Source organism: Streptomyces sp. NPDC055103, assembly GCF_053607625.1.
The window spans coordinates 1-20,142 of record NZ_JBSGTX010000042.1 but is presented as its reverse complement, the minus strand read 5'-3'; the positions used below and the strand labels follow the sequence as shown (position 1 = coordinate 20,142).

At 70.5% G+C, this 20,142-nt stretch carries 11 protein-coding genes and 1 pseudogene; 6 read left to right on the top strand and 6 right to left on the bottom strand.

The window, feature by feature from the left end; translation table 11 throughout:
* The first annotated feature begins 164 nt into the window (after nucleotides 1-164).
* Complete coding sequence (mshC, locus tag ACWFR1_RS24805) at nucleotides 165-1,394, top strand: cysteine--1-D-myo-inosityl 2-amino-2-deoxy-alpha-D-glucopyranoside ligase (protein WP_453554649.1); 1,230 nt, start codon at nucleotides 165-167, stop codon at nucleotides 1,392-1,394.
* A gap of 115 nt (nucleotides 1,395-1,509) precedes the next feature.
* Nucleotides 1,510-4,575 carry an NPCBM/NEW2 domain-containing protein gene (locus ACWFR1_RS24800; protein ID WP_453554647.1) on the top strand — a complete coding sequence of 1,022 codons (3,066 nt, stop codon included), beginning with the start codon at nucleotides 1,510-1,512 and terminating at the stop codon, nucleotides 4,573-4,575.
* Between the two features lie 104 nt (nucleotides 4,576-4,679).
* Here ACWFR1_RS24800 and ACWFR1_RS24795 read toward each other — a convergent pair whose 3' ends face one another.
* The 6 genes and pseudogenes from ACWFR1_RS24795 to ACWFR1_RS24770 form a co-directional block, all read right to left on the bottom strand.
* The gene (locus tag ACWFR1_RS24795) at nucleotides 4,680-5,777 is read right to left on the bottom strand and encodes a PAC2 family protein (RefSeq protein WP_453554645.1); all 1,098 of its coding nucleotides are present in this window, start codon (nucleotides 5,775-5,777) and stop codon (nucleotides 4,680-4,682) included.
* A 141-nt stretch (nucleotides 5,778-5,918) separates the two neighbouring features.
* Nucleotides 5,919-6,629 (bottom strand): annotated as a pseudogene (locus ACWFR1_RS24790) (LLM class flavin-dependent oxidoreductase).
* 100 nt (nucleotides 6,630-6,729) lie between these two features.
* Nucleotides 6,730-8,334, bottom strand: a complete 1,605-nt coding sequence (locus tag ACWFR1_RS24785; protein ID WP_453554643.1) for an FAD-dependent oxidoreductase — start codon at nucleotides 8,332-8,334, stop codon at nucleotides 6,730-6,732.
* Between the two features lie 5 nt (nucleotides 8,335-8,339).
* On the bottom strand, nucleotides 8,340-9,866 hold the full coding sequence (gene glpK / locus ACWFR1_RS24780; RefSeq protein ID WP_453554641.1) for a glycerol kinase GlpK: 1,527 nt from the start codon (nucleotides 9,864-9,866) through the stop codon (nucleotides 8,340-8,342).
* 34 nt (nucleotides 9,867-9,900) lie between these two features.
* Complete coding sequence (locus ACWFR1_RS24775; protein ID WP_453554639.1) at nucleotides 9,901-10,659, bottom strand: MIP/aquaporin family protein; 759 nt, start codon at nucleotides 10,657-10,659, stop codon at nucleotides 9,901-9,903.
* Between the two features lie 377 nt (nucleotides 10,660-11,036).
* Nucleotides 11,037-11,801 carry an IclR family transcriptional regulator gene (locus tag ACWFR1_RS24770; RefSeq protein ID WP_453554637.1) on the bottom strand — a complete coding sequence of 255 codons (765 nt, stop codon included), beginning with the start codon at nucleotides 11,799-11,801 and terminating at the stop codon, nucleotides 11,037-11,039.
* Nucleotides 11,802-12,044: 243 nt separating this feature from the next.
* On the opposite strand from ACWFR1_RS24770, the gene metH reads away from it, so the two are divergent.
* The 4 genes from metH to ACWFR1_RS24750 all read left to right on the top strand — a co-directional run bounded on the left by metH (nucleotide 12,045) and on the right by ACWFR1_RS24750 (nucleotide 20,109).
* On the top strand, nucleotides 12,045-15,557 hold the full coding sequence (gene metH / locus ACWFR1_RS24765) for a methionine synthase (RefSeq protein WP_453554635.1): 3,513 nt from the start codon (nucleotides 12,045-12,047) through the stop codon (nucleotides 15,555-15,557).
* Between the two features lie 141 nt (nucleotides 15,558-15,698).
* Nucleotides 15,699-16,397 carry an HAD family hydrolase gene (locus tag ACWFR1_RS24760; RefSeq protein ID WP_453554633.1) on the top strand — a complete coding sequence of 233 codons (699 nt, stop codon included), beginning with the start codon at nucleotides 15,699-15,701 and terminating at the stop codon, nucleotides 16,395-16,397.
* Nucleotides 16,398-16,858: 461 nt separating this feature from the next.
* Nucleotides 16,859-18,448, top strand: coding sequence for an ABC transporter substrate-binding protein (locus tag ACWFR1_RS24755; RefSeq protein WP_453554631.1), 1,590 nt, complete (start codon nucleotides 16,859-16,861; stop codon nucleotides 18,446-18,448).
* An 80-nt stretch (nucleotides 18,449-18,528) separates the two neighbouring features.
* The gene (locus ACWFR1_RS24750; protein WP_453554629.1) at nucleotides 18,529-20,109 is read left to right on the top strand and encodes an ABC transporter substrate-binding protein; all 1,581 of its coding nucleotides are present in this window, start codon (nucleotides 18,529-18,531) and stop codon (nucleotides 20,107-20,109) included.
* Nucleotides 20,110-20,142 lie beyond the last annotated feature (33 nt).

The window sequence follows — 20,142 nt, the reverse complement described above, 5'->3', positions numbered from 1 at the left end:
TCGGGCCTTCGTGGGCGGACCGAAAAGTTCCGGCCACCACCCGCGGAACGGGCCTGCACCCCTGGGGGGTATGCACGCGCGCCTCCGACCCGCAAGAGCGCCTAATCGGTCAAGATCCCGGATCCGGTTCGTATCCGGAACACCTGTCCGGTTACGCTCGGGTCATGCATGCCTGGCCCGCTTCTGAGGTCCCCGCCCTTCCCGGCAAGGGCCGCGACCTCCGGATCTACGACACCGCGACCGGCGGACGAGTCACCCTCGCCCCCGGCCCCGTCGCCCGTATCTACGTATGCGGCATCACGCCGTACGACGCGACCCACATGGGTCACGCGGCGACCTACAACGCGTTCGACCTCGTTCAGCGCGTGTGGCTCGACACCAAGCGGCAGGTGCACTACGTCCAGAACGTGACGGACGTGGACGACCCGCTGCTGGAGCGAGCCATCCGTGACGGCATCGACTGGGTCGGCCTCGCCGAGCGGGAGACCGCCCTCTTCCGCGAGGACATGACCGCCCTGCGGATGCTGCCCCCGCAGCACTACATCGGCGCTGTCGAGGCCATACCGGGCATCGTCCCGCTCGTCGAGCAGCTCCGGGACTCCGGGGCCGCGTACGAGCTCGAAGGCGACATCTACTTCTCCGTCGACGCCGACCCGCACTTCGGTCAGGTCTCGAACTACACCACCGAGCTGATGCGCCACCTCTCCGCCGAGCGCGGCGGAGACCCGGAGCGCCCCGGCAAGAAGAACCCGCTCGACCCGATGCTCTGGATGGCCGCCCGCGAGGGCGAGCCGAGCTGGGACGGCGCCAGCCTCGGCGCCGGGCGTCCCGGCTGGCACATCGAGTGCGTCGCCATCGCCCTCGACCACCTCGGCATGGGCTTCGACGTGCAGGGCGGCGGATCCGACCTGATCTTCCCGCACCACGAGATGGGGGCGTCCCACGCCCAGGCCCTGACCGGCGAGTTCCCCATGGCCAAGGCGTACGTCCACGCCGGCATGGTCGGCCTGGACGGCGAGAAGATGTCCAAGTCCCGGGGCAACCTCGTCTTCGTCTCGCGGCTGCGCCGTGACGGCGTCGACCCGGCCGCCATCCGGCTCGCGCTCCTCTCCCACCACTACCGCGCCGACTGGGAGTGGACCGACCAGGTCCTCCAGGACGCCGTGGAGCGCCTCGACCGCTGGCGTGCCGCGGTCTCCCGCCCCGACGGGCCGTCCGCCGACGCGCTCGTCGAGGAGCTCCGCGAGGCCCTCTCCGACGACCTCGACGCCCCGGCGGCCCTGGCCGCGGTCGACCGCTGGGCCGCGCTCCAGACCGCCGAGGGCGGCACGGACGAGTCCGCCCCCGGTCTCGTCTCCCGCGCCGTCGACGCGCTCCTGGGCGTCGCCCTGTAGCGAGCGCCGCGGTGCAACTCCCGTGAGTGCAACCGCCCTTGGACTTCTTGACGAAGTCCGGGGGCGGTTCCTTTTTGTCCTGTCGTGATGCTCGAATCTGCGCTAAATAGGCCTCATGCAATCATCAATGCGCATGAGAGCTGCAGTCGCCGGTGCACTGCTCGGGTTGCTCACCGCCTTCGCGGGACCCGGTGGCAGTGCTCGGGCGAACCCCACCGAAAACGCGGACACCACGGTCGGCGACGTCACCGGATTCGCCGCCGACGGAGCCGTCTACCGCCTGACCGCGGGCCAGGCGGAGGCCCGCGTCTCCTTCGTCACCGCCGACACCTTCCGCATCGAACTCGCCCCCGACGGCAGGTTCACCGACCCCACGGGCACCGACATCGTCCTGCCCCAGGGACCGCCCCCGGCCACCCGCTGGAGCGACCTCGGCGACCGGTACGAGCTCGGCACCGCCGACGTGACCCTGCGCGTCACCAAATCACCGCTGCGCTTCTCGGCCGTACGTGCCGACGGCACCCCGCTCTGGTCCGAGTCCCAGGGCCTCACCTGGAACCAGGACCGCACCACACAGACCCTCGCCAGGGGCGCCGACGAGCAGTTCTACGGCGCCGGCATGCAGAACGGCCGCGGCAACACCACCCACCGCGACAAGACGGTCGAGGTGGGCGTCGACTACAACTGGAACGACGGCGGCCACCCCAACTCCGTCCCCTTCTACCTCTCCTCCGCCGGGTACGGCGTCTACCGCAACACCTACGCGCCCAACACCTACGCCTTCACCGAGCCCGTCACCACCACCGCGAAGGAACAGCGCTTCGACGCCTACTACTTCGCCGGCACCGGCCGCGACGCCCTCAAGGACGTCATCGGCCAGTACACCCGCCTCACCGGCAAGCCCTTCATGCCGCCCGTGTACGGCCTGGAGATCGGCGACGCCGACTGCTACCTCCACAACGCCAACCGCGGCGAACGCCACACGCTCGACGCGCTGAAGGTCGCCGACGGCTACGTCGAGAACGACATGCCCAACGGCTGGATGCTCGTGAACGACGGCTACGGCTGCGGCTACGAGAACCTCGCCGAGGCCTCCGCCGGGCTCGGCGAGCGCGGCATGAAGCTCGGCCTGTGGACCGAGGACGGCATCGGGCAGCTCGAAGAGCAGGTCAAGGCCGGCCAGCGGGTCGCCAAGCTCGACGTCGCCTGGGTCGGCGCGGGGTACAAGTTCGCCCTCGACGGCTGCAAGGACGCCCACGCCGGCATCGAGGCGTACAGCGACGCCCGCGGCTTCACCTGGGCCCCCGAGAGCTGGTCCGGCGCCCAGCGCTGCGGCGTCCAGTGGTCCGGCGACCAGTCGGGCACCTGGGAGTACATCCGCTGGCAGATCCCGACCTACGCCGGCGCCTCCATGTCCGGCCTCGCCTACACCACCGGCGACGTCGACGGGATCTTCGGCGGCAGCGCCAAGACCTACACCCGCGACCTCCAGTGGAAGACCTTCCTGCCGGTCACGATGACCATGGACGGCTGGGCGGCCAACGACAAGCAGCCCTTCCGGTACGGCGAGCCGTACACCTCGATCAACCGCGCCTCCCTCAAGCTCCACGAAGCCCTGCTCCCGTACATCTACAGCCACGCCCACCGGGCGACGAAGACCGGCGTGGGCCTCGCCAGGCCGCTCGCCCTCGAATACCCGGACGACCCGAAGGCCGCGAGCGAGGCCGCGAAGTACGAGTTCCTCAGCGGCGAGGACTTCCTCGTCGCCCCCGTCTACCAGGACGCCGTCGAACGCGACGGCATCTACCTCCCCAAGGGCACCTGGATCGACTACTGGAGCGGCCGCACGTACGAGGGCCCGCTCACCCTCGACGACTACAGCGCCCCGCTCGACACCCTGCCCCTCTTCGTCCGGGCCGGGGCCACCGTCCCCATGTGGCCGGGCGACATCCGCTCGTACACCGACCGCGCCCCCGGCGACCCGATCGCCTGGGACGTGTACCCGAAGGGCAGCTCCTCCTTCGAGCTGTACGAGGACGACGGCGTCACCCGCGAACACCGCGGCGGCCTGTACGCCACCCAGCGCGCCGAGGTCCGCGCCCCGAACGGCGGCCCCGGCGACGTGACCGTCCGCATCGGCGCGAGCCAGGGCTCGTACACCGGAAAGCCCACCGCCCGGCCGTACGCCTTCACCGTCCACACCGGCGACGCCCCCGGCGCCGTCCGGCTCGACGGGACCAGGCTGCCCGCCCTCACCTCCCGAGCCGCCTTCGACGCCGCCGCCCAGGGCTGGTGGTACGACCGCGACGAGCGCGGGGGAGTGGTCCGGGTCAAGACCGCCGCCCTGCCCACCGACCGCGGCTTCGATCTGCGGCTGACCGAGACCAGCGCGGTCGGCGGCGCCGTACCGGGCGCGTCCGCCGCCCTCGCCGCACCCACCGGGCAGGAGCTCGGCGCGGGCGCCCCGGGCACGGTCGCCGTGGACGTCACCGCGGGCGACCGCGACGCCACCGACGTCCGCGTCACGCTCGGCGCCCCGGCCGGCTGGCAGGTCACCCCGGCCGCACCGATCGGCCGGATCCCGGCCGGCACCACCCGGCGCGTCGAGGTCGCCGTCACCCCCGCCGCGGACGCGAAGCCCGGCGAGGCCGCCCTCACCGCGACCGCCCGCCACCGCGCGGCCGGTACCGACCGCACCGCCACGCAGCGGTTCGCGGTCGGGGTGATGCCCCCGCCGCCGGCGGCCGACGCCTGGGCGAGCGACCTGGTCTGGCTGCGCGCCACGAACGGCTGGGGACCGCCCGAACGCGACCGCTCCAACGGCGAGTCCGGCGCCTCCGACGGCCGGACGCTCACGCTGGCCGGGAAGACCTACGAGAAGGGGATCGGTGCTCACGCCGACTCCGACATCGAGGTCTACCTCGGCGGGCGCTGCACCGCCTTCACCGCCGACGTCGGCATCGACGACGAGATCAACGGCTACGGGGACGTGGCCTTCTCCGTCGAGGCGGACGGCAAGGTCCTGTGGACCTCACCGCGGCTGACGGGCGCCTCCGCGACGCTGCCGGTGGACGTCGACGTGACCGGCGCCCGGCACGTCCGGCTGCGGATCACGGACACCAACGGGTCGAAGAGCGGAGACCACGGGGACTGGGCGGCGGCCCGGTTCACCTGCGCGTGACCGCGAGTCCGGGCCTGACGGCGTGAGCGCCTGACGGCCTGACACGCGTACGGGAGGGGCGCCCTGGGGCACCCCTCCCGTACCGATGTCCACCGGCTCGACGTCTACTGCTCGGACTCGCCGGTCCCGCTCTCACCGGAAGAGTCCTCGGCGGAAGACTCCTCGGTGGTTCCTTCGGCGGTTCCCTCGGCGGATTCCTCGGGAGCGGGAGTCGCTTCCGGTGCGGACCCCGGCTCCGGTACCGATCCCGGCTCCGGTCCCGGGCGCTCCGGCTTCGGCGGCCTCGGCCGGCCGCTCCCGGTGTCCCGCAGGAAGTCGCCCCCCTCCGTCGCCACCCCGGGGCCGCCCCCGGGCCCGGTGCCCGGCTCACGCCGCCGCAGATAGCGCTCGAACTCGCGGGCGATCGCCTCGCCCGAGGCCTCCGGCAGCTCGGCCGTGTCCCTGGCCTCCTCAAGCGTCTGCACGTACTCGGCGACCTCGCTGTCCTCGGCGGCCAGCTGGTCCACGCCCAGCTGCCACGCCCGCGCGTCCTCGGGCAGCTCGCCCAGCGGGATGCGGAGACCGATCAGGTCCTCCAGCCGGTTGAGGAGCGCGAGCGTCGCCTTCGGGTTCGGCGGCTGCGACACGTAGTGCGGCACCGCCGCCCAGAGGCTCACCGCGGGCACGCCCGCGTGGGTGCACGCCTCCTGGAGGATGCCGACGATGCCCGTCGGGCCCTCGTACCGCGTCTCCTCCAGGTCCATCGTCCGCGCCAGGTCCGGATCGGACGTCACCCCGCTGACGGGGACCGGCCGGGTGTGCGGGGTGTCCCCGAGCAGCGCGCCCAGGATCACGACCATCTCCACCCCCAGCTCATGGGCGAAGGCGAGCAGCTCGTTGCAGAAGGAGCGCCAGCGCATCGAGGGCTCGATCCCGCGCACGAGCACCAGGTCACGGGGCTTGTCGCCGCCGATCCGGACCACGGAGAGCCGGGTCGTCGGCCAGGTGATCTTCCGGACGCCGTTGTCCAGGAAGACCGTCGGCCGGTTGACCTGGAAGTCGTAGTAGTCCTCGGCGTCGAGCGCCGCGAAGACCTCGCCCTTCCATTCCCGGTCCAGATGGGCGACCGCGGTGGAGGCGGCGTCGCCGGCGTCGTTCCAGCCCTCGAACGCGGCCACCATGACCGGGTCGATCAGCTCGGGTACCCCCTCGAGCTCGATCACCCAGCGCCTCCTTTTCGAAGTTCCTGTCGTACGGACCAACCTTACGGCTTTCCGGCGGTCCGCCCGCAGCCCCCGGACATCCCCGAAAACCCGTGCGGCCTTGATCGACTACCCAGGAACTCACCTCCGCACACGGCGGTCTCACTCCTCCCAGAGCGTGCTCGGCGCCTCCCTCCGGACGACCGGCGCGATCTCCTCGGCGAAGCGCTGGAGCGTCTCGGTCTGCTCGGCCGTGGACTGCGGGCGACCGCGCGCTCGGCGGTGTCGGCGATGAGCAGCCAGCCCGAACCGGCCGCCACGCGCGCGTGGGCCGGGTCGTGCCCGTACTCCTCGAACTTCTCGCGGTAGTGGGCGACGGCACGGTGGTGACGTTCTTCAGCGGCGGCCGGAACTCGCCCTCCCAGTCGACGCCCTCCTCCGACCAGAGGCGGCGCAGCAGCTCCTACTTCTCCTTCTGGAGGTCCCACTGCCGCTCCTCGTCCAGGCCGAAGAGGGCGAAGTGACCCGCCTCCGCGCCCTTTCCGACGACGAGTTCGAGCCGGCCGCGGGAGAACTGGTCGAGGGTGGCGCAGTCCTCGGCGACCCGGACGGGATCGAGGATCGCGACGACGGTGACGCCGGTGAGCAGCCGGATCCGGGTGGTACGGGCGGCCAGGGTGGCGAGCAGCACGGCGGGGCCGAGGAGAGGAACGGGCCCGCGTGGCGTTCGCCGATCGCGTACGCGTCGAAGCCGAGGCGTTCGGCGGTCTCGCCGGGCGTGACGACCTGCTCCAACCGGTCGGCGGCGGTGAGCAGTTCTTCGGTGAGCGGGTGCGGGGTGTGGTGGACGATCGAGAGGACCTGGAATTTCATGCGTCCACTCTGCGCGCGGAGTGTTGCGGCGGTGCGGACGGAGCGTGGCACGCCTCAGGGGCGGCCCCTCGAAGAGGAACCGCCCCTGTGCGTACGCGAGTTACCTGCCCAGCATCGATTCGACGCCGGCGCGGACCTCGTCCGTCGCCAGGCCTCGTATCGTCAGCGTCGTACGGCGGCGCAGCACGTCGTCCGCCGTCTCGGCCCACTCGTGGTCGCGGGCGTAGGCGACCTGCGCCCAGATCTCCGGGGCGTCCGGGTGGATCCGCCGGGCGAGCTCCGGGTTCTCGTTCGCCATGCGGGCGATGTCGAAGGAGAGCGAGCCGTAGTGCGTCGCGAGGTGCTTGGCGGTGTCGGCGGCCATCCGCGGGCCGGGCGCCGGACCGTCGGAGAGCAGCCGGTGCGCGACCGCGTTCGGGTTGGCGATGCCGGGCAGCGGGAGCCGCTTCGGCAGCGTGGAGACCGATTCGTAGTCGTCGCCCAGTGGGTGGCCCGGGAGGGCCTCCAGCTTCTTCATCACCGTACGGCCGATGTGGCGGAAGGTCGTCCACTTGCCGCCGGCCACCGACAGCATGCCGCCGCGGCCCTCGGTGACGACCGTCTCGCGCTTGGCCTTCGAGGTGTCGCCGGGACCGCCCGGGAGCACCCGCAGGCCCGCGAAGGCGTAGGTGATCAGATCGCGGTCGAGCTGCTGGTCACGGATGGAGAAGGCGGCCTCGTCCAGGATCTGGGCGGTGTCCTTCTCGGTGACCTCGACCTGGCCGGGGTCGCCCTCGTACTCCTCGTCGGTCGTGCCGAGGAGCAGCATGTCCTCCCAGGGGAGGGCGAAGGTGATGCGGTACTTGTCGATCGGGGTGGCGAGCGCGGCCTTCCACGGCGAGGTCCGCTTGAGGACCAGGTGCGCGCCCTTGGAAAGGCGGATGGAGGGCGCCGCGTTCGGGTCCTCCATCTTGCGCAGGTGGTCGACCCACGGGCCGGTCGCGTTCAGCACCAGCCGGGCGGTGACGCCGAACTCGTCGCCGCTCGTGCGGTCCTTCAGCTCGGCGCCCGTGACCCGGCCGCGGGTGAAGCGCAGGCCGGTGACCTCGGCGTGGTTGAGGACGGTGGCCCCGGCGTCGACCGCGGCGCGGACCGTCATCAGCGCCATGCGGGCGTCGTTCATCTGGTCGTCGCCGTAGACGGCCACGGCCTTCAGGTTGTCCGTCCGCAGCTCCGGCACGTCCTGCGCGGCCTTGGCGGGGGAGAGCAGGTGCCCGACACCGTCACCGAAGGCGGACAGGGCGGAGTACGCGAAGACACCGGCGCCCAGCTTGGCCGCGCCGTGCGGGCCGCCCTTGTAGACGGGCAGGTAGAAGGTGAGGGGGTTGGCGAGGTGCGGTGCCACCTGACGGGAGACCGCACGCCGCTCGAAGTGGTTCTCCGCGACCAGCTTCACCGCGCCGGTCTGCAGGTAGCGCAGACCGCCGTGGAGAAGCTTGGAGGAGGCGGAGGAGGTGGCGCCGGCGAAGTCGCCGGCGTCCACCAGGGCCACCCGCAGACCGGACTGCGCGGCGTGCCAGGCGGTGGAGATGCCCAGGATGCCGCCGCCGATGACCAGGAGGTCGTACGTCGCCTTGGAGAGCTGCTCCCGGGTCTCGGCGCGGCTCGGGAGGGAGCCGGACGCCGGGTGCGTCCCAAGGGCAGGGACGCTCTGCAGGGTGGTCATGTGTCTTACTCCTCGTCCTCGATCCAGCCCATGGTCCGCTCCACGGCCTTGAGCCAGCTCTTGTACTCGCGGTCGCGCTTGTCGGCGTCCATGCGAGGGGTCCATTCCGCGGCGCGGCGCCAGTTGGCGCGCAGCGCGTCGGTGTCCGGCCAGAAGCCGACGGCCAGGCCGGCGGCGTAGGCGGCACCGAGGCAGGTCGTCTCGGCGACCATCGGACGCACGACCGGCGCGTCCAGGAAGTCCGAGAGGGTCTGCATCAGCAGGTTGTTGGAGGTCATGCCGCCGTCGACCTTGAGCGCGGTCAGCTCGACGCCGGAGTCCTTCGTCATGGCGTCGGTGATCTCGCGGGTCTGCCAGGCGGTGGCCTCCAGGACGGCGCGGGCGATGTGCGCCTTGGTGACGTACCGGGTCAGGCCGGCGATCACACCGCGGGCGTCGGAGCGCCAGTACGGGGCGAACAGACCGGAGAAGGCCGGGACGAAGTAGGCGCCGCCGTTGTCCTCGACCGAGGACGCGAGGGTCTCGATCTCGGCGGCCGACTTGATGAGGCCCATCTGGTCGCGCATCCACTGCACCAGCGAACCGGTGACGGCGATCGAGCCCTCCAGGGCGTAGACCGGCTTCGCGTCGCCGATCTGGTAGCCGACGGTGGTCAGCAGGCCGCTGTAGGAGTTGATGATCTTGTCACCGGTGTTCATCAGCATGAAGGTGCCGGTGCCGTACGTGGACTTGGCCTCGCCCTCGGCGAAACAGGTCTGGCCGAAGAGGGCGGCCTGCTGGTCGCCGAGCGCGGAGGCGACCGGGACGCCGGCGAGGACGCCGTCCTTGACGTTGCCGTACACCTCGGCGGAGGACCGGATCTCGGGGAGGACGTTGAGGGGGACCCCCATCGACTCCGCGATCTTCTCGTCCCAGGCCAGCGTGTGCAGGTTCATCAGCATGGTGCGCGAGGCGTTGGTGACGTCGGTGACGTGCACGCCGCCGTCGGGGCCGCCCGTGAGGTTCCAGATGACCCACGAGTCCATGGTGCCGAAGAGGATGTCGCCGGCCTCGGCGCGCTCGCGCAGGCCCTCGACGTTGTCGAGCATCCAGCGGATCTTCGGGCCGGCGAAGTAGCTCGCCAGGGGCAGGCCGGTCTCGCGGCGGAAGCGGTCCTGGCCGACGTTGCGGCCGAGCTCCTTGCAGAGGGCGTCGGTGCGGGTGTCCTGCCAGACGAGAGCGTTGTGGACGGGCTCACCGGTGTTCTTGTCCCAGAGCAGCGTGGTCTCGCGCTGGTTGGTGATGCCGACGGCCTTGACGTCGGAGGCGGCGATGCCGCCCTTCTCCAGGGCGCCGGCGACGACCTCCTGGACGTTGGTCCAGATCTCGGCGGCGTCGTGTTCGACCCAGCCCGGCTTCGGGAAGATCTGCTCGTGCTCCTTCTGGTCGACCGAGACGATCCGGCCGTCCTTGTCGAAGACGATGCAGCGCGAGGAGGTGGTGCCCTGGTCGATGGCCGCGATGAAGGGGCCGGACGTGTGTGCGTCGGTCACGGTGTGCTCCAAGGAAGTCTGGAAGAAGGACGGCTCAGGCGAACGCGATGTTGTAGATACCCGCGGCGATGGCTCCACCGATCAGCGGACCGGCGACCGGGATCCAGGCGTAGCTCCAGTCGGAGCCGCTCTTGTTCGGCAGCGGGAGCAGGGCGTGCACGATGCGCGGGCCGAGGTCGCGGGCCGGGTTGATGGCGTAGCCCGTCGGGCCGCCGAGCGAGAGGCCGATGGAGACGACGACGAACGCGGTGATGAGCGCGCCTATGACGCCGAGGCCCTTGCCGCTGTCGTTGAGGCCCTGGGTGAGCACGGCCAGGACCAGCACGACGGTGCCGATGATCTCGGTGGCGAGGTTCTGCCAGGTGTTCCGGATCTCGGGGCCGGTGGAGAAGATGCCGAGCACCGGGCCGGGGCCCTCGATCGGCTTCTCGCCGACGGTCTCCGGGTCCGTGAGATGGGCCTGGAACTGTCCGTAGTAGGCCACCCAGACCAGCGCCGCGCCGATCATCGCGCCGAGCAGCTGGCCGGCGAGGTAGACGGGGACGTTGCCCCACTCCCCGTCCTTGATCGCGATTCCGACCGTGACGGCGGGGTTCAGATGGGCGCCGGAGAGGGAAGCCGTCATGTAGACGGCCGTCATGACGGCGAAGCCCCACCCGAAGGTGATCGCGAGCCAGCCCGCGTTGCGGGCCTTCGAGCTCTTGAGTGTGACGGCGGCACAGACACCGCCGCCGAGCAGGATGAGTACGGCGGTACCGATGGTCTCGCCGAGGAAGATGTCGGAGCTGGACACCCGCGACTCCTTTGTCCTTCGTCCAGGGGAAGGCGAACCCCGGGTCCCACCGGTGGTCCGCGCCCTCGTGTGAGGGCGTTACCGGCCCTTGGCACTGCCACACTCTAGCGCGTATTGCCGTTAGGTGTTCGGCAATGCCGACCGGTGAACGGAAGTTTTGCCCCCGGGTTAACAGCGCGTCAAGGGCCGAGGATGCGAAAAACCCGCCGATAACGGGATCGTTACCGACGGGTTCGGTCGTACGGGCTCGGGTTCGGTGGTGCGGGCCCGGTGGTGCTGGCCCGGTCGTACGGGCTTGGTCGTACGGGTTCGGTGGTGCGGGTTCGTCCGTGCGGCGGTGGATGCCCCCGTGCGGGGGCGGGTACCGCCCCGTGTTGTCAGAAGCGGCCGGCGCCCAGGTCCCGGGACACCGCGCGGGCGCAGTCCCGTACCGCAGCCACCAGCTCCGGCCGCAGCTCCCCGCCCGGGCAGATCCGCTCCACCGCGCCCGTGACCGCCACCGCGCCCACCGGCATGCGCCGCCGGTCGTGGATCGGCGCCGCCACCGAGGCCACGCCCTCCCAGGTCTCCTCCACGTCATCCGCCCAGCCCTTGGCCCGCGTGAGGTCGAGCAGCGACTCGAAGGCGCCGAGCTCCGTGGTCGTCCGCGGCGTGAACGCCTCCCGCTCGACCTCCAGCACCTCGCTGTGGGCCACCGGGTCGTAGGCCGAGAGGACCTTCCCGAGCGCGGTGGAGTGCAGCGGCTGCATGGCCCCCACCTCCAGGACCTGGCGGCTGTCGTCCGGCCGGAAGACGTGGTGCACGATGAGGACGCCCCGCTGGTGCAGCACCCCCAGGTGCACGCTCTCGCCGCTCGACCGCGCGAGGTCGTCCGTCCAGACGAGGGCCCGGGCCCGCAGCTCGTGCACGTCGAGATAGCTGTTGCCGAGCCGCAGCAGCTCCGCCCCCAGCTGGTAGCGGCCCGAGGTCGCCTCCTGCTCCACGAAACCCTCCGCCTGGAGGGTGCGCAGGATCCCGTGGGCCGTGCCCTTCGCGAGTCCCAGCGAGGACGCGATGTCGGACAGGCCGAGCCGGCGCTCGCCGCCCGCGAGCAGTCGCAGCATCGCGGCCGCCCGTTCAAGCGACTGGATGTTCTTCGCCATCGCCCGACCCTTCTCCCTCTTACGCTGTTCGACAATGCTGAACACTATCGGTCGATGCCGACCTTGGCTCACACATGACAGTGTCGGCCAAGAACAGGCAGTACCGGGAGTCCCCGCACACAGGATGCCGTCCGCCCCGTGGGACACCATGTCCACCCCGGGGCAACCACGGTTACGCTGGCCCCGTGCACCCTCCACCGAGAGTGCAAAGCCGACAGCCGTCGCATCCCAGGGAGCTCATCCATGGCCTCGTTGCCGACCCCTTCCGCTGACAGCCGGAACCGCACCGCAGCCCTCCGTGAGGCACTCGCCACCCGAGTGGTCGTCGCCGACGGAGCGATGGGCACCATGCTCCAGGCCCAGGACCCCACCCTCGAGGACTTCCAGAACCTCGAAGGCTGCAACGAGATCCTGAACGTGACCCGGCCCGACATCGTCCGCTCGGTCCATGAGGCGTACTTCGAGGTCGGCGTCGACTGCGTCGAGACGAACACCTTCGGCTCCAACCACTCCGCGGCCGGCGAGTACGAGATCGCGGACCGTATCTTCGAGCTCTCCGAGGCGGGCGCCCGGATCGCCCGCGAGGTCGCCGACGAGTTCGGCGCCAAGGACGGCCGTCAGCGCTGGGTGCTGGGCTCCATCGGCCCCGGCACCAAGCTGCCGTCGCTGGGCCACATCGCGTACGACGTGCTGCGCGACGGCTACCAGCAGAACGCCGAGGGCCTGCTGGCCGGCGGCGCGGACGCCCTGATCGTCGAGACGACCCAGGACCTGCTGCAGACCAAGTCGAGCCTGATCGGCGCGCGCCGCGCGATGGACGCCCTGGGTGTGGACGTCCCCCTGATCTGTTCGCTCGCCTTCGAGACCACGGGTGTCATGCTGCTCGGCTCCGAGATCGGCGCCGCGCTGACCGCCCTGGAGCCGCTCGGCATCGACATGATCGGCCTGAACTGCTCGACGGGCCCGGCCGAGATGACGGAACACCTCCGCTACCTGGCCCGCCACTCCCGTACGCCCCTGATGTGCATGCCGAACGCCGGCCTGCCCGTGCTGACCAAGGACGGCGCGTACTTCCCGCTGACGCCGCCCGAGATGGCCGACGCGCAGGAGAACTTCGTCCGCGACTACGGCCTGTCGCTCATCGGCGGCTGCTGCGGCTCGACGCCCGAGCACCTGCGCCATGTCGTCGAGCGGGTGCGGGGCACCACGCCTCCCGAGCGCACCCCCCACCCCGAGCCCGGCGCCGCCTCGCTCTACCAGACCGTGCCGTTCCGCCAGGACACCGCGTACATGGCGATCGGTGAGCGGACGAACGCCAACGGCTCGAAGAAGTTCCGTGAGGCCATGCTCGAAGGCCGCTGGGACGACTGCGTCGAGATGGCCCGCGACCAGATCCGCGAGGGCGCGCACATGCTCGACCTGTGCGTCGACTACGTCGGCCGCGACGGCGTCGCCGACATGGAGGAGCTGGCCGGCCGCTTCGCCACCGCCTCCACCCTGCCGATCGTCCTCGACTCCACCGAGGTCGATGTCATCCGCGCCGGCCTGGAGAAGCTCGGCGGCCGGGCCGTCATCAACTCGGTCAACTACGAGGACGGCGACGGCCCCGAGTCCCGCTTCGCGAAGGTCACCCGGCTGGCGCAGGAGCACGGTGCCGCGCTCATCGCGCTGACCATCGACGAGGAGGGCCAGGCCCGTACCGTCGAGCACAAGGTCGCCATCGCCGAGCGGCTCATCGAGGACCTCACCGGCAACTGGGGCATCCACGAGTCGGACATCCTCATCGACACCCTGACCTTCACGATCTGCACCGGTCAGGAGGAGTCCCGCAAGGACGGCATCGCCACGATCGAGGCGATCCGCGAGCTGAAGCGACGCCGCCCGGACGTGCAGACCACGCTGGGTCTGTCGAACATCTCCTTCGGCCTCAACCCGGCCGCGCGCATCCTCCTCAACTCCGTCTTCCTCGACGAGTGCGTGAAGGCCGGTCTCGACTCGGCGATCGTGCACGCCTCGAAGATCCTGCCGATCGCCCGCTTCGACGACGAGCAGGTCACGACCGCCCTCGATCTGATCTACGACCGTCGCGCCGAGGGCTACGACCCGTTGCAGAAGCTGATGGCGCTCTTCGAGGGCGTCAACACCAAGTCGATGAAGGCCGGCAAGACCGAGGAGCTGCTCGCGCTGCCGCTCGACGAGCGGCTCAAGCGCCGGATCATCGACGGCGAGAAGAACGGCCTGGAGGCGGACCTCGACGAGGCCCTGACGGCCCGGCCCGCCCTCGACATCGTCAACGAGACCCTTCTCGACGGCATGAAGACCGTCGGCGAGCTCTTCGGCTCCGGCCAGATGCAGCTGCCGTTCGTGCTCCAGTCCGCCGAGGTCATGAAGACCGCCGTGGCGTACCTCGAACCGCACATGGAGAAGTCCGACGCCGACGGCAAGGGCACGATCGTCCTGGCCACGGTCCGCGGCGACGTCCACGACATCGGCAAGAACCTCGTCGACATCATCCTCAGCAACAACGGCTACAACGTCGTCAACATCGGCATCAAGCAGCCGGTCTCCGCGATCCTGGAAGCCGCCGAGGAGCACCGTGCCGACGTCATCGGCATGTCGGGCCTCCTGGTGAAGTCCACCGTGATCATGAAGGAGAACCTCCAGGAGCTGAACCAGCGCGAGCTGGCCGCCAAGTACCCCGTGATCCTCGGCGGCGCGGCCCTCACCCGGGCGTACGTCGAACAGGACCTGTACGAGATCTACCAGGGCGAGGTGCGGTACGCCCGCGACGCCTTCGAGGGCCTGCGCCTCATGGACGCCCTCATCTCCGTCAAGCGCGGTGTCCCCGGAGCGACCCTCCCCGAGCTCAAGCCGCGCCGCGTCGCCAAGCGGGACACTCCCGTCCTCCAGGTGGAGGAGCCGGAGGAGCCCGGCGGCCGCTCCGACGTCGCCGTCGACAACCCCGTCCCCACCCCGCCGTTCTGGGGCACCCGCGTGGTCAAGGGCATCCCGCTCAAGGACTACGCCTCCTGGCTGGACGAGGGCGCCCTCTTCAAGGGGCAGTGGGGCCTCAAGCAGGCGCGCGCGGGCGGAGCCACGTACGAGGAGCTCGTCGAGAGCGAGGGCCGGCCGCGCCTGCGCGGCCTCCTCGAGCGGCTGCACACCGAGAACCTGCTCGAAGCGGCCGTGGTCTACGGCTACTTCCCCTGTGTCTCCAAGGGCGAGGACCTGATCATCCTCGACGAGGCGGGCAACGAGCGGACCCGCTTCACCTTCCCGCGCCAGCGCCGGGGCCGCCGCCTGTGCCTCGCGGACTTCTTCCGCCCGGAGGAGTCCGGCGAGACCGACGTCGTGGGCCTCCAGGTGGTCACCGTCGGGTCGAAGATCGGCGAGGCCACCGCCAAGCTGTTCGCGTCCGACTCCTACCGCGAGTACCTGGAGCTGCACGGCCTGTCCGTCCAGCTCGCCGAGGCGATGGCCGAGTACTGGCACGCCCGGGTCCGCTCCGAGCTCGGTTTCGGCGGCGAGGACCCGGCGAAGGTCGAGGACATGTTCGACCTCAAGTACCGGGGTGCGCGCTTCTCCCTCGGGTACGGCGCCTGCCCCGATCTGGAGGACCGCGCGAAGATCGCGGACCTGCTGCAGCCGGAGCGGATCGGGGTGCACCTGTCGGAGGAGTTCCAGCTCCACCCCGAGCAGTCGACCGACGCCATCGTGATCCACCACCCGGAGGCGAAGTACTTCAACGCACGGTGACCGCCACGGCGGCCACCAGGGGTAAATCTCGGCGTTCCCGCTGACCGAGACGTACACTTGTCGGTCCAGTGCAGGCCGGTCCTCCTCCCCGTACCGGGGAGGGTGGCCGGCCTTCTCGTCCCTCCATGGAAGGTGTGCCGGATGACCAGTACGGTCCCAGCGTCCCTGTTCCGCACGAACGGAAGCTCCACGCTGCAGGCGGTCTTCCTCGACATGGACGGGACCCTCGTCGACACCGAGGGGTTCTGGTGGGACGCCGAGGTCGAGGTCTTCGCCGACCTCGGGCACCGACTGGACGAGGCCTGGCGGGACGTCGTCGTCGGCGGCCCGATGACCCGCAGCGCGGGCTACCTCATCGAGTCCACCGGCGCCGACATCACCCTCGCGGAGCTGACCGTCCTGCTCAACGAGAAGTTCGAACAGCGCATCGGGCAGGGTGTCCCGCTCATGCCCGGCGCCGAGCGCCTCCTCGCCGAGCTGGCCCGGCACAACATCCCCACCGCCCTGGTCTCCGCCTCGCACCGGCGGATCATCGACCGGGTCCTCGCCTCCCTCGGCCGGGACCGCTTCACGCTAACCGTCGCCGGGGACGAGGTCGTCCGCACCAAGCCGCACCCCGAGCCCTATCTGACGGCCGCGCGCGACGTGGGCGCCGACCCGGCCCTGTGCGCCGTCATCGAGGACACGGCGACCGGTGTGGCGGCCGCCGAGGCGGCCGGCTGCCGGGTCGTCGCGGTGCCCTCCGTCGCCCCGATCGCGCCCTCCCCGGGCCGGATCGTGGTGCGTTCCCTCGAAGAAGTCGACGTGCCCTTCCTGCGCACGCTGATCACCGGAATCTGAGCTTCTTCTGAGCTTTCTCCGCTGAATGCGCTTTCGCGCGCGAGAACGACCCAGGCCATTCGCCGGAAAAGCCTCCGCGTGACCTTCGTCACCCAGAGTGCCCACCGGTGGGTGGCCTGGCTGCGTTTCGTGCCCGGAATCCGCCGGTTTCGTCGATCCCATGTGTCCCGGTTCGATGGCCCTGGTCCGCATCGCGGCACCGCATGACTATCGAGCCCTCCGTATTCATGATCACCCTGCGATTACCCCGAGCCTGCCCGCGGTCGGGCAATAGCGGCGGCGCCCACTAATCTTTCGCGAGTACTTCGCCGCATAACCGCGTGCACCGGCGCACACCCAAGTCGCCGTGAACACAGGACCGATCGCAACACCCGGCCCGATCGCTCCCGCCCCGACCGGGCGGCCGGCGGCGGAGTTCCCCAGACCGCTGCATCCCAGGCCGGATGAGGAGAACGTCCCTGATGAACCGCAAGACCCTGGTGCTGCCCGCCGCGGCCGTACTGCTGACCCCCCTGCTGGCCGCCTGTGGCGGAGCGGAGGACGGCAGAGCCATCGTCGTCGGCACCACGGACCAGTTCATCGCGACCGCGGACGCCCCCGCGCCCCTCGACCCGGCCTTCGCCTACGACACCGGCGCCTGGAACATCCTGCGGCAGACCGTCCAGACCCTGCTGCACGTGCCCCGCGGCGGCGGCGAGCCCGTCCCCGAGGCCGCCCAGAGCTGCGGCTTCTCCGACAAGGCCAGCGAGAGCTACCGCTGCAAGCTCCGCTCCGGCCTCACGTTCGCCGACGGCACGCCGGTCACCGCCGAGGACGTCAAGTACTCCGTCGAGCGCGTCCTGAAGATCAAGTCGGACAACGGAACGGCCGCGCTGCTCGCCAACGTCGACACCGTCGAGACCAAGGGCACCGACGAGGTCGTCTTCCACCTCAAGTCGCCCGACGCCACCTTCCCGTACAAGCTCTCCACCCCGGTCGCCGGCATTCTCAGCAAGGACAAGTACGCCGCCGGGAAGCTCCGCGACGGCTTCGACGTCGACGGCTCGGGCCCGTACACCATGAAGGTCGAGCGCGAGGGCGACAAGGCCGCCCGCTTCGTCTTCACCAAGAACCCGAAGTACAAGGGCGACATCGTCCCGCGCAACGACAAGGTCGAGCTGCGCGCCTTCGCCGACGCGGGCGCCATGGGCAAGGCCCTGGAGAGCGACGACATCGACATGATGGCCCGCTCCCTGTCGCAGCAGCAGATCAAGAACCTCACGGAGACCCCCAAGGAGAGCATCCGGGTCACCGAGGTCCCCGGCCTGGAGATCCGCTACCTCGGCTTCAACACCAAGGCCCCCTCCGTCAAGGAGAAGGCCGTCCGCCAGGCCATGGCCGCCGTCATCGACCGCGGCGCCCTCGTCAACCTCGTGTACGGCCCCACCGCCGAGCCGCTCTACTCGCTGATCCCGTCCAGCATCACCGGCCACGCGACCCCCTTCTACGACGCGTACGGCGAGCCCGACACCGACCGCGCCGCCAAGATCCTCAAGGACGCCGGCGTCGAGATCCCGGTCAAGGTGACCCTGAACTACACCACCGACCACTACGGCGCCGAGACCGCCCAGGAGTTCGAGGCGATCAAGAAGCAGCTCATCGCCAGCGAACTCTTCGACGCCGACACCCGCGGCACGGAGTGGTCCTCATTCCGCCCGGCGCAGAAGCGCGGTGACTACGCCGTCTACGGCCTCGGCTGGTTCCCGGACTACCCGGACCCGGACAACTACATCGCGCCCTTCCTGGACAGCGACAACTTCCTCAACACCCCGTACGTCAACAAGGTCGTCCGCGACCAGCTCATCCCGCGGTCGCGCCGCCAGGCCGACCGCACCGCCGCGAGCCCCGTCTACGAGCAGATCCAGAAGATCGTCGCCGAGGACGTACCCGTCCTGCCGCTGTGGCAGGGCAAGCAGTACGTCGCCGCGCGCGACGACCTCACCGGAGTCGAGTACGCGCTCAACACGTCGTCCGACCTGCTGCTCTGGGAACTGGGCCGCGGCTCCGCATAACCCCCCCCTCGACTGGATCGGTTACACCGGCCGCGCACCAGCGCGCGGCCGGCCTGGCAAGAGATCAAGAGGCAAGTTCTGTGAAGGCACACAACAAGTGGCTGACGGCCCCGCTCGCCGCGGGGCTGTCCGCCGCCCTCCTCAGCGGCTGCGGCACCGAGCAGGGCGGGGGCGCCGGCTCGGGCGACGGCATACGCGTCGGCATGTCCGACGAGATCCTCGCCACCGACCCGGCGGCCGGCTACGACCCTGGCTCCTGGCTGCTGTTCAACAACGTCTTCCAGTCCCTGCTGGCCTTCCCCAAGGGCGGCTCGGAGCCCGAGCCCGAGGCCGCCGACAAGTGCGGCTTCTCCGGGGGCAGCAAGGTCTACACCTGCACCCTCAGGGACGGCCTCACCTTCTCCAACGGCAACCCGCTCACCTCGAAGGACGTCAAGTTCTCCTTCGAGCGGGCCCTCAAGATCGCCGACCCGTCCGGCCCCGCGCCGCTGCTCTCCACCATCGCCTCCATCGAGACCCCCGACGAGCGGACCATCGTCTTCCGCCTCAAGGTCCCGGACGCCACCTTCCCCAGCAAGATCGCCTCCGGCGCCGGCTCCATCGTCGACCACCGCGACTACCCCGCCGACGCCCTGCGCACCGACGGCAAGGCCACCGGCTCCGGCCCGTACAAGCTGGACTCCTTCAGCGACACCGAGGCCGGCTTCTCCGCCAACCCCGGCTACAAGGGCACCGCCAACGCCAAGAACGGCGGCGTCACCCTCAAGCTCTACAACGGCGACCGCGCCGCTCTCTCCAAGGCCCTCGCCGACGGCGAGATCGACGTCGCCTACCGAGGCCTCTCCGCCGACGACATCGCCGCCCTCGAAGCCTCCGACACCACCGACGACCGGGGCATCGAGGTCACGCAGGGCAGCAGCGCCGAGGTCCAGCACCTCGTCTTCAACGTGAAGGACCCCGTCGTCGGCAAGCTCGGCGTCCGTCGCGCCATCGCCCACCTCGTCAACCGCGAGGCGCTCGTCGAGGACGTCTACAAGTCGACGGCCACGCCGCTCTACTCGATCGTCCCGGCGGGCATCGCCGGCCACAACACCGCCTTCTTCGACACCTACGGCAGCCCCGACAAGGCCAAGGCGAAGAAGGCCCTGCGCGACGCCGACATCACCGGCAAGGTGAAGCTCACCCTCTGGTCCACGCCCAGCCGCTACGGCCCGGCCACCGACCAGGAGCTCAAGGCCATCGCCGGCCAGCTCAACGCCAGCGGCCTCTTCGACGCCGACGTCAAGTCCATCCCCTTCGACCAGTACGAGAAGGACATCGCCGCCGGCAAGTACGGCGTCTACGTCAAGGGCTGGGTCCCCGACTACCCCGACGCCGACAACTTCACCGCCCCCTTCTTCGGCGAGGGCAACGTCCTCGACAACCACTACGAGAACCCCGCCATCACCGACGGCATCCTCCCGAAGACCGCCGCCCTCGCCGACCGGGCCGCCACCGCCGACGAGTACGGGCAGCTCCAGGACCTCGTCGCCGAGGAACTCCCGGTCCTCCCGCTCTGGCAGGGCAAGCAGTACGCCGTCGCCCGCGACGACGTCACCGGCCTCGAATGGACCCTCGACTCCTCCACCGTCTTCCGGTTCTGGGAGCTCAAGAAGGGCTGAGGCAGCCCGGTGAAACGGTGGAGGGGCCCGGCG